Origin of the sequence: Acetobacter senegalensis (genome assembly GCF_001580995.1) — a bacterium.
In the GTDB taxonomy this organism is placed as follows: Bacteria; Pseudomonadota; Alphaproteobacteria; order Acetobacterales; family Acetobacteraceae; genus Acetobacter; species Acetobacter senegalensis.
The window spans coordinates 22605-31421 of the sequence record NZ_LHZU01000108.1; the positions used below are offsets into that span (position 1 = coordinate 22605).

The following is an 8817-nucleotide window of genomic DNA, read 5'->3' on the forward strand; positions in this document are numbered from 1 at the left end:
GATTTTCAAATGTCTTCTTGTAGGCTAAGCCCGATGTTTACCGCATGATCCATTGTCTACGGGCGGGGTTGCGCTGTTCCCAGCCTTTGCGCTCCAGTTCTGGCGTATCCGCCTGTTCCTGCGGATAACCCACACACAAATAGGCCAGAAACTGCCAGTTGGGGTTGACGCACAGGGTGCTTGCGGCCTGCTGCGGGTTCAGGATGGAAACCCACCCCACCCCAACGCCCTGTGCCGTGGCGGCCAGCCAGAACGTATGAATGGCCATGACGGCAGACCATACCGTGGTTTCCGGCATGGTGCCCCGGCCCAGCCCGCGTCCCTGTTCCGGGGCGGTATCACAGAACACGGCAATCTGGTGCGGTGCATCATCCAGCCCCGCCAGCTTGAGGGTGGCGTAACGTTGGGCATCTTCCCCGCCGTGGCCGGAAAGGGCCTGTGTGTTGCACCGGGCAAAATTCGCGCGGATGGCGGCGCGGCGGTCTGCGTGTTCCACGCGCACAAAACGCCATGGCTCGCTGAGGCCGACGGAGGGAGAAAGGCAGGCGGTGTGCAGCAGGTGGTCCAGCACGGCGTCAGGAACGGGGTCTGTGCGGAAATGGCGCACGTCCCGCCGCCATGTAAAAAGCTGATCAAGCTGGGTGCGGAACAGGGGGGTGAACAGGGATGGTGTCTCAGAAGCGTGTGTGGTCATAGCGCAATCATGGAGAGTACGGCGGCTGCCAGCAAGAGCACGCTCAGCAGGGCACACGCCCGCCTGTAAAGCACCAGCCCGCGGTCCAGATCATCCACCGTGGCGTTGGGGGTGCCATCGCCCATCCACACATCATCCACCCGTGTGCCGCCATACTGGCGGGGGCCAGCCAGCCGCAGGCCGAGCGCACCAGCCATGGCGGCTTCCGGCCAGCCTGCGTTGGGGGAGCGGTGGCCCGGTGCATCCCGCCGCACGGCGGCTCTGGCCTGCGCGCGCCGTTCCGCCGGGGCGACCCAGATCAGGCACAGGGCCGCAAGGCGGGAGGCAGGCAGGTTGATCATGTCATCCACCGTGGCGGCGGCCATGCCAAAGGCGGCATGGCGTGGGGTAAGGTGGCCGATCATGCTGTCCGCCGTGTTGACGGCTTTATAGAAAACCGCCCCCGGCAGCCCGAACAGCGCGGCCCATACCAGCGGCGCCACCACACCATCTGAAAAATTTTCGGCCAGACTTTCCAGCGCGGCCCGCACCACGCCAGCTTCATCCAGCACGCGGGTGTCACGCCCCACAATCTGCGCCACAGCCTGCCGTCCTGCCGCCAGCCCTTCACGCCGCAGGGCCGTGCCAACGGCCCGCACATGTGTCCAGAGAGATTTCTGCGCCACCAGCGCTGTGGTCAGAACACCCTGTACCACAATCATGACAGGGGGCGGCAACACCGCATACCCGATCTGAAGCACAAGGCTGACAACAGTAAGCGGCACCAGCACAATCACCACCAGCGCCAGTATCCCCATCCAGCGGCGTTTGCGCTCGGAGTATTCAGGCAGGTTGAGGGCCGTGTCCAGCCTGTCTATCAACGTGCCAATCCACATGACGGGATGCCCGATGGCCCCCAGCAGAACGGCCGGGTAGCCCCACAGGCTTTCCAGTATGGCGGCCAGTGCGGCCACAGGCAGAGTGGTGACGAGAGGAAAGAACAGCATGCGGGCAGGAGGCTCACAACTCAGGCCGGACGAGCAGGAACACTCATACCAGCCGCCAGAACGGGAGAGCGGACGCACACGCGGCCAGCCCATGGCGCAAGGTGGTAACACATATGCCGCATTGCTACAGCCTGGCACACCCGCCTTGCCAGCAGTATTCTCTCAATCGGGCTTTGTGCGGCAGCACCCGATGCTCCTGCCAACGGAGTGCCCCCGTGTTGGTTCCGCTGTGTCTGGCATGGTAGGGGCTACCGTTCTTCCGCAGGCAGGCGCAAAGGGTGACGGTATGCCGCAGACAGACCCAGAAGGTGCGGTCAGTTCAACAGGTTCAGCAGCGCGAGACGGTCTTCCGGATTATGCGGCAGCCCCGCAGAGCGGCGGCCTGCCCGATATCCCCGCCCATGGGGGGCAGGTGCGGGCGGTGATGCAGCATTTTCCCACCGCGTCCCGGCCTTTTTTTGATCTTTCAACCGGTATCAGCCCGTTTGCCTATCCGCTTGCGATGCCGGAAACTGGTGCCTTCACCCGTCTGCCCGAAGAGGATGAGGAAGCCGATCTGCGCGCCGCCGCCGCACTGGCCTATGGTGTGGCGGATGCCGCGATGGTGGTGAGCGGTGCCGGTAGCCAGAGCCTGATAGCCCTGTTGCCGTTTGTGCTGCCAGCGCAGCGCGTGTGTCTGCTGGGGCCAACCTATTCCGGCCACCGGCTGGCATGGCAGGGGCAGGGCATTGCAGTGACGCAGGTGGATGCGCCGGAGCATCTGCATGAAGCCGCAATCCAGCCCGGTACGGTGTGCGTGGTGTGCAACCCCAATAATCCGGATGGACGGGAGATACCTGCGGCGCAACTGCGGCTGCTGGCGGATCAGTGCGCGCAGCATGGCAGTTTGCTGGTGGTGGATGAAGCCTTTGCTGATTTTGGCACCCAGACAGTTGCCCCCTTGCTGCCCCACCCCGCGCTGGTGGTGTTGCGCTCCTTTGGCAAGACGTATGGGCTGCCCGGTGTGCGGCTGGGCTTTCTGTTGGCGGAGCCGGTTTTGGCGGCGCAGGCGCGGGCCGTGCTGGGCAGTTGGCCGGTGGGCTGCGTGGGGCTGGCTGCCGGGCGGCAGGCGTTGCGTGATACGGCATGGTTGAACCACGCCCGCCAGCAGGCGGAGCATGCCCATACCCGCCTGACCACACTGTTGCGGCAGGCCGGGTTGGCGTGTTTCGGGCAGGCCAGTCTGTTCACGCTGGTCACACTTCCGCAGGCTCCGGCTTTGTGGCGGCATTTATGCCAGCACGGCATTGTCACCCGCATCTTCCCCGATCAGCCGGGCCGCCTGCGCATTGGTCTGCCGGGCACCGATGATGCCTGGCACCGGTTGGAAAATGCCCTGCGTGCCTGGCGTGACCAGCAGGAATGACGGCCAGCGCACCCGTATCAGCACGGTCTTCCAAGCCGCTCTGGCTTTATGGTGTGGCAGCGCATCTGCCGCAGGCGGTGCGGCAGAGCAGCCTTCCGGCGCGGGATGAGCGTGGGTTTTTCCGTCATGGCCTCAGCCTTACGTCTTTTCTGACGCAATGGGGCACGGGCGCGGTGTGGCCATCCGTCGTGCTGGTGGCGGACGATGTTGAGGTGTCGGGTCTTGTCTCGCCAGAGGGTGTGCTTCTGGCGGTGCAGCGTGTGCCAGCCTTGTGCGATCGCGTCTATGGTGCATGGCACGGACAGGCCCTACGGGATATTGCTGCGGAAAAACTGGCTGCACTTCTGCAAGATACTGATTTCGCACCGCCGGGGGGTGAAAGTGCGCGCCAGTTTCAGGCCCGCATTGGCGCGTGGGCGGAGGGGGCAGATCTGCACGGCACGGCCCTGTTTCTGGCGCGCCCCGCCGTGGTGCGGGCCATGGCTGTGCATGTTCTGGGCGGTGACAGTGCCCTGACACAAAAGCTGGATTGCGCCCCCGCTACCCTCAGCCTGTTCACCCGGCAAGGCGGAGACTGGCGATTAAGAATGATGGGCGCACCGCTTGGTGGGGAAAACTGAACTGGGGGATAGATGAGAAAATCATCTTGCATCCCAAGGATTTTTCAGGAAGCTGAGCCCTGAGCCCTGAGCCCTGAGCCCTGAGCCCTGAGCCCTGAGCCCTGAGCCCTGAGCCGAATAAAAAATTATCGGCGGGACGGGGCGGTGCGATCCGCCAGAACGGGGGTGGCCAGTGCGCCAAACAGCAGGCCCATGGTGCCCCACAGCACAAGCTGCATGCCAATGGAGGCTTCCCGAAAGCGCCAGAGCACAACAGCAGGAAAGCCATCGGGTACTTCATTCACATCGGGCAGGCCAAACTGCACCAGTGCAATCAGCGCGATAAACAGCCCTGCTCCGCAGAGGGTGCCGGTCCATGCGCCGCGCGTCTGCGTGATTTTCTGGCCAATCAGCGTGGCAATAGCGGCCACGGAAATGGAAAGGCCGATCATGGCAAAGTAGGTGGCGGTGCGGAACGCCAGCGTGGCGTGCACCCCTACGGCGGGCGGATTGGGCGGGTATTTCAGGTCTGGCACCAGCACCACGGTCAGGAATCCGGCCCCGGCCAGCAGCAGCGCCAGCGCGCGAGGAGACCACAGATTCAGCCGCCCGTAGGCATAGGCAAACACCAGTGCAAACAGACCGCCAAAGCCGGTGCCATACAGCACAACAGCCGTCAGCAGTCCGTAGCTGGCCTGCACCGTGCGGCTGACCAGTTCCGGTTCCGCAGCATGATGGGCGGCTTCCGCCGCGTGGCGGGAGGCTTCAAACGCAATGGCGAGGGCAACCTGTGGCTCGCCAAAAATGCGGGCGAACAGAAAGGCAAGCGCTGCGGCCGCGCAGCCAGCCAGCATGCCACGGCCCAGTAATCGTCCAGCGATCATGAATGGAAAAAATGCGGCTTAGTGGCAGGGAAAGCCGAGCAGATGCCGCCCATCATGCACAAATTCATGCACTTCCTGCCCGGAGATCAGGGAGATGGCACCCTGTTCCGCCCCAACAAAATACAGCAGCACAACAGACAGAACCAGCCCGAACACGGCCCATGGCAGCAGGGCCTGAACCGGAATGGCAACCGGAGCCGGAAGGGCAATTGCGCGTGCACGGGTATGAGAAGTGGGGTGAGGCATAAGGATCAGGCTCCGCTGGTAAAAACGCGTTCCGCGGTGGAAAACAGACTGTTTCGGAGGTCCGACTTCCAGCCTGATCAGCCTGAGGCTGACCAAACGGGTTACAGTGGCGCGACCGTGCCGGAGTCTCACCGGCTTCCCCAAAACTAACACCCTATGGTGAACGGCGCAGAGGGGAGTGTCAATTGTGGAATAGGATAGTCAGGGCAGCCAGAACCAGACAGTCTGCCACAGTGGCGGCCGCCCCCAGCACATCACCCGTATAGCCTGCCAGATGTTTGCGGGCGGAACGCGCGACCAGCCAGCCAGAGAGCCCCGCCGCGCTGATGACAAGACCCAGCGCTGGTTCCAATCGCCAGAAAAGAGGCTGGTTTTCAGGCGGAACGGGCGGTGAGGAGCCGTTTATCAGGACTGTCATCAGCAGGGCTGCGAGCAGAAAAGCAAAGCTCTGTGCCACGGCAAAAGCACCACGGGGCAGCGGCGTGAGGGATCGCGCCAGCCCATCGGGCCGGGCAGGCGGTAGTAAACGTGGCAGCCAGAGCAGTGTGGCCCGGCTGAGCAAACCGGCAAGCGCCAGCCCGCCAACAAGGGCCGGGGCGGGTATGGCCGCAATGGCTCCGGCACGCACCAACAGGCTCAGGCACAGGGCCAGAACGCCATAACTGCCAATGCGGCTGTCCCGCATGATCTCCAGTTTGCGTTCCCGTGCGTGCGTGCCGTAGCTGTCCGCCATGTCGGCCAGACCATCTTCATGAAAGGCGCCAGTCAGGGCGCTCTGTGCCGCCAGTGCCAGCCCAGCGGCGGGCAGGGCGGCCACATGCAGGGCTTCCAGCCCCCATGCCATGCTGCCGGTGAATGCGCCCACCGCACCACCCACCAGGGGCCAGCACCACAGGGAACGGGCCAGCGGCCACGGTCCGCTTTGGGCGCGCTGGCGGGCGCTGAGCAACCCGTTGATGGGCAGGCGTGTCAGCAGCCCGATGCCGCAGGCCAGATCCAGCCGGATACGGCTGAACAGGCTCTCGGCAAAGGGGCTGGTGCGGGTCATGCGCGTTCGGAGACCGCCGCCTGCGCGAACGTGGCCATGCCCGTGTGGCAGGCCAACGCCGCCCGCACAATGGGCACCGCCAGCGCCGCACCGGAGGCCTCGCCCAGTCGCAGGTCCAGATCAAGCAGCGGGCGCAGCTTTACCGCCCGTGCCAGCCGGGCGTGCCCTGTCTCTGCCGAGCAATGGGAGAGCCATGTATGGGCCAAGCCGTGCTCGGCCAGCCGGGCCAGAGGTGCCACGGCGGCGGTGCACACATACCCATCCAGCATGACCGGCACGTTTTTGTGGCGGGCTGCCAGCGTGGCCCCCAGCAGGGCTGCCAGTTCATACCCTCCCAGTGTGCGGGCGGTTTCAAGCGGGTCACCCAGCAGGGCGGCGTTGTGGGTCAGCGCGGTTTCAATCACGCGGGCCTTGTGCCGCACGCCTGCATCATCCAGCCCCGTGCCGCGCCCGGCCCACAGCATGGCGTCTCCACCAAACAGGGCTGCGGCAAGGGCTGCGGCTGCCGTTGTGTTGCCAATGCCCATCTCGCCAAGGCACAGCAGATCACATTCCTCGGGCACAGCGTTGTAGCCGGTCTGCACGGCCTTCAGAAAATCCGTCTCCGTCATGGCGGGGCCGGTGGTGAAATCTGCCGTGGGGGCCAGATCATGCACCGGCACAACACGTAGTTCTGCCTGTGCCTGCCGTGCAAGCTGGTTGATGGCCGCGCCACCCTGGCGGAAGTTGTGCACCATCTGCGTTGTCACTTCCGGCGGCCATGGTGAGACCCCTTGCGCCACCACGCCATGGTTGCCCGCAAACACCAGCACCAGAATATTTTCAAGCCGGGGCGTTCTGCGCTGCTGCCAGCCGCCCAGCCATGCGGTAAGGCCCTCAAGCTGGCCAAGGCTGCCAGCCGGTTTGGTCAGCGTTGCTTCCCGCGTGGCAATGGCCTGCTGGCAGGCGGTATCCGGCGTGGGCAAGTGCTGGCAGGCGGCGTGCAGGTCCGTCATGCTGGAGAACAGGCCGTGTGGTGTGGAGAAAGGGGAGAGTGGTGGCATGGCCTCACTGTGTGCTGTTATACGCGCCCATGCAAACGGAAGCAGAAAGCGGATAGCGCATGAACACGTTCAGGCTCAAGACGGACCCCGGCATGCCAGAGGCCAGCCAGACGACGTGCCCGGATGGGTCTTCCGCCTCTCCCGCGCCTGATCAGGCAGAGCAGCAGATGTTTGAAGCTGGCGGTATGGGGGCGGCTACGCTGGTTCTTGGCGGCGCGCGTTCCGGCAAAAGCCGCCATGCGGAGGCACTTGTGACCGCCCTGCCTGCGCCATGGGTGTATCTGGCCACAGGCCGCGCGTTTGATGCCGAGATGCAGGCCCGCATTGACCACCACCGGACCAGCCGGGCAGAGGGCTGGATAACGGTGGAAGAGCCGGTGGATGTAGCCCATGTGCTGCGTGCCCATGCAGAACAGCCGTTATTGCTGGATTGTCTTACCCTGTGGCTGACCAATCTGCTGCTGGAAGAGCACGATATTCCGGCAGCCACCCAGACCCTGCTGGCTGCTCTGGCCGAACGTCAGGCCCCGACCGTTCTGGTGGGGAATGAGGTAGGATTGGGTATTGTGCCGGAAAACAAACTAGCCCGTCGCTTTCGGGATGAAGCCGGATTTCTGCATCAGACACTCGCTGCACAGGTGGGGCGCGTTCTGTTTGTTGCCGCCGGGCTGCCGCTGGTGTTGAAGGAGCCGCCCCCGCGTTAGAGGCCCGGCAGGCTCCTTGATTTCACTTTTGCCGGTGGCAGCTTCTATCTTTGAGCGGCCATGGTGTTGGCTGACAGAGCGGCAGAAAACGCAAGCGCCGGTTCCGTGGGGACCACGAACGCCCCGGTGCTTTGTATGTCTGCAGAAAGTGCGGCTGCGTTATGCGTGGGGAGTACGGGCCGGGCTGTGGCAGAATAGGCATGAACTGGTTTGATATAAGCCTGAAGTTGGTAATCATCCTTATATAAAGAAATGATTTTGTCTTTCTGGCTCTGGGGTATCTGGGTGGTAAAGCGCTGCGTGGTATTGAACCTGCGCACATTTCCCTGCCGCAGCCCCGGCACCAACGCATGCAGATGATTGATGTCTTTCATGTCAAACAGCATCTGAATGGCAAAATTGCCTTGTCTGTCAGTCAGGTACCAAGTCTGAGGGCGTAGAACATGATCAAGTTTGTAGATGGAGGAGGCTCCAGCCACAAATTCAATCATCCGGTCCAGGGTAGTTAAGTCTGCGTAGTGTTTTACAAAATCCGGATGCAGCCTGATCTCGCTGCCGCCACCATTGCGGATAAAATCATAGGCGGAGAGGAAACGCTCTACCGGGTCTCTCCACAAGGCAAAGCTGGGCAGGGTATAAACAAGATCCGGTGCGTGGCGAAGGTAATAGCGGATACTTTCATGCCGCATGCGGCAGCCGTACAGGTCCTGTGTTATGGCGCTGCCCGCGTTTTTGGGCACGTGGATGAACAGAACCCCTGTGTCACGGATAATGCGTAGCCGTTCTTCCCGTTTTTTGCCCAGCGGCAGGGAAAGGTTCCAGTCCACATAGCGTTCCTGAAGATCGCCATGCAGCGTGACGCCGCAAAGCCGCTCCATTGTCTTTTTACGCAATGCCTGCGCCTGCGTCGTGATACGGGAAAAAGTAGAAGGCATGCAGTAAAAGCCTTAGGTAAAAGGCAGAAGGAGTAAATATTAATCCGTAGAAAATTTGCGTAACAGACTAATATTAATTGGATAAGGCGTGTCTCTGGGCTGGAGTGTAGTGCGGAGAACACAGCGGTGGGAACAGGAAAAAGAAACGATTCTGTTTTTATTTCAGAGTTGATAAAAACCGCTGCCCTTTATGGCGGTAATATTTTGAAAATTTAATCTATCACCAGATTACCTCACGCTCTCACGCTCTCACGCTCTCACGCTCTCACGCTC

General features: G+C 62.5%; 10 protein-coding genes. 3 read left to right on the top strand and 7 right to left on the bottom strand.

Annotation, left to right across the window (positions count from 1 at the left end):
- Positions 1-37: 37 nt before the first annotated feature.
- Positions 38-694, bottom strand: coding sequence for a 5,6-dimethylbenzimidazole synthase (gene bluB, locus AD948_RS04265; protein WP_061470869.1), 657 nt, complete (start codon positions 692-694; stop codon positions 38-40).
- Positions 691-1680 (bottom strand): adenosylcobinamide-phosphate synthase CbiB, encoded by a 990-nt coding sequence (gene cbiB / locus AD948_RS04270; RefSeq protein ID WP_061470870.1) that lies wholly within the window; start codon positions 1678-1680, stop codon positions 691-693. Before cbiB ends, bluB begins: the two co-directional genes overlap by 4 nt.
- Before the next feature lie 229 nt (positions 1681-1909).
- Here cbiB and cobD point away from each other — a divergent pair, with 229 nt between their 5' ends.
- Both cobD and AD948_RS04280 read left to right on the top strand, forming a co-directional pair.
- Positions 1910-3085, top strand: coding sequence for a threonine-phosphate decarboxylase CobD (gene cobD, locus AD948_RS04275; protein WP_082782296.1), 1176 nt, complete (start codon positions 1910-1912; stop codon positions 3083-3085).
- Positions 3082-3705, top strand: a complete 624-nt coding sequence (locus tag AD948_RS04280) for a histidine phosphatase family protein (protein WP_061470871.1) — start codon at positions 3082-3084, stop codon at positions 3703-3705. The genes cobD and AD948_RS04280 overlap by 4 nt, the downstream gene beginning before the upstream one ends.
- Before the next feature lie 125 nt (positions 3706-3830).
- Here AD948_RS04280 and AD948_RS04285 read toward each other — a convergent pair whose 3' ends face one another.
- The 4 genes from AD948_RS04285 to cobT form a co-directional block, all read right to left on the bottom strand.
- Entirely contained in the window at positions 3831-4565 is a 735-nt protein-coding gene (locus AD948_RS04285) for a CbtA family protein (protein ID WP_039905817.1), read from the bottom strand.
- Between the two features lie 21 nt (positions 4566-4586).
- Positions 4587-4814, bottom strand: coding sequence for a CbtB domain-containing protein (locus AD948_RS04290; RefSeq protein ID WP_006560182.1), 228 nt, complete (start codon positions 4812-4814; stop codon positions 4587-4589).
- Between the two features lie 181 nt (positions 4815-4995).
- Positions 4996-5862, bottom strand: coding sequence for an adenosylcobinamide-GDP ribazoletransferase (locus AD948_RS04295; protein ID WP_061470872.1), 867 nt, complete (start codon positions 5860-5862; stop codon positions 4996-4998).
- Complete coding sequence (gene cobT, locus AD948_RS04300; RefSeq protein ID WP_061470873.1) at positions 5859-6905, bottom strand: nicotinate-nucleotide--dimethylbenzimidazole phosphoribosyltransferase; 1047 nt, start codon at positions 6903-6905, stop codon at positions 5859-5861. Before cobT ends, AD948_RS04295 begins: the two co-directional genes overlap by 4 nt.
- Positions 6906-7072: 167 nt before the next feature.
- Between cobT and cobU the strand changes: the two genes are divergently transcribed.
- Positions 7073-7609 (top strand): bifunctional adenosylcobinamide kinase/adenosylcobinamide-phosphate guanylyltransferase, encoded by a 537-nt coding sequence (gene cobU, locus AD948_RS04305; protein ID WP_082782297.1) that lies wholly within the window; start codon positions 7073-7075, stop codon positions 7607-7609.
- A 44-nt stretch (positions 7610-7653) separates the two neighbouring features.
- On the opposite strand, the gene AD948_RS04310 is transcribed toward cobU, so the two are convergent.
- Positions 7654-8544, bottom strand: a complete 891-nt coding sequence (locus AD948_RS04310; protein WP_061470874.1) for a sulfotransferase family 2 domain-containing protein — start codon at positions 8542-8544, stop codon at positions 7654-7656.
- Positions 8545-8817 lie beyond the last annotated feature (273 nt).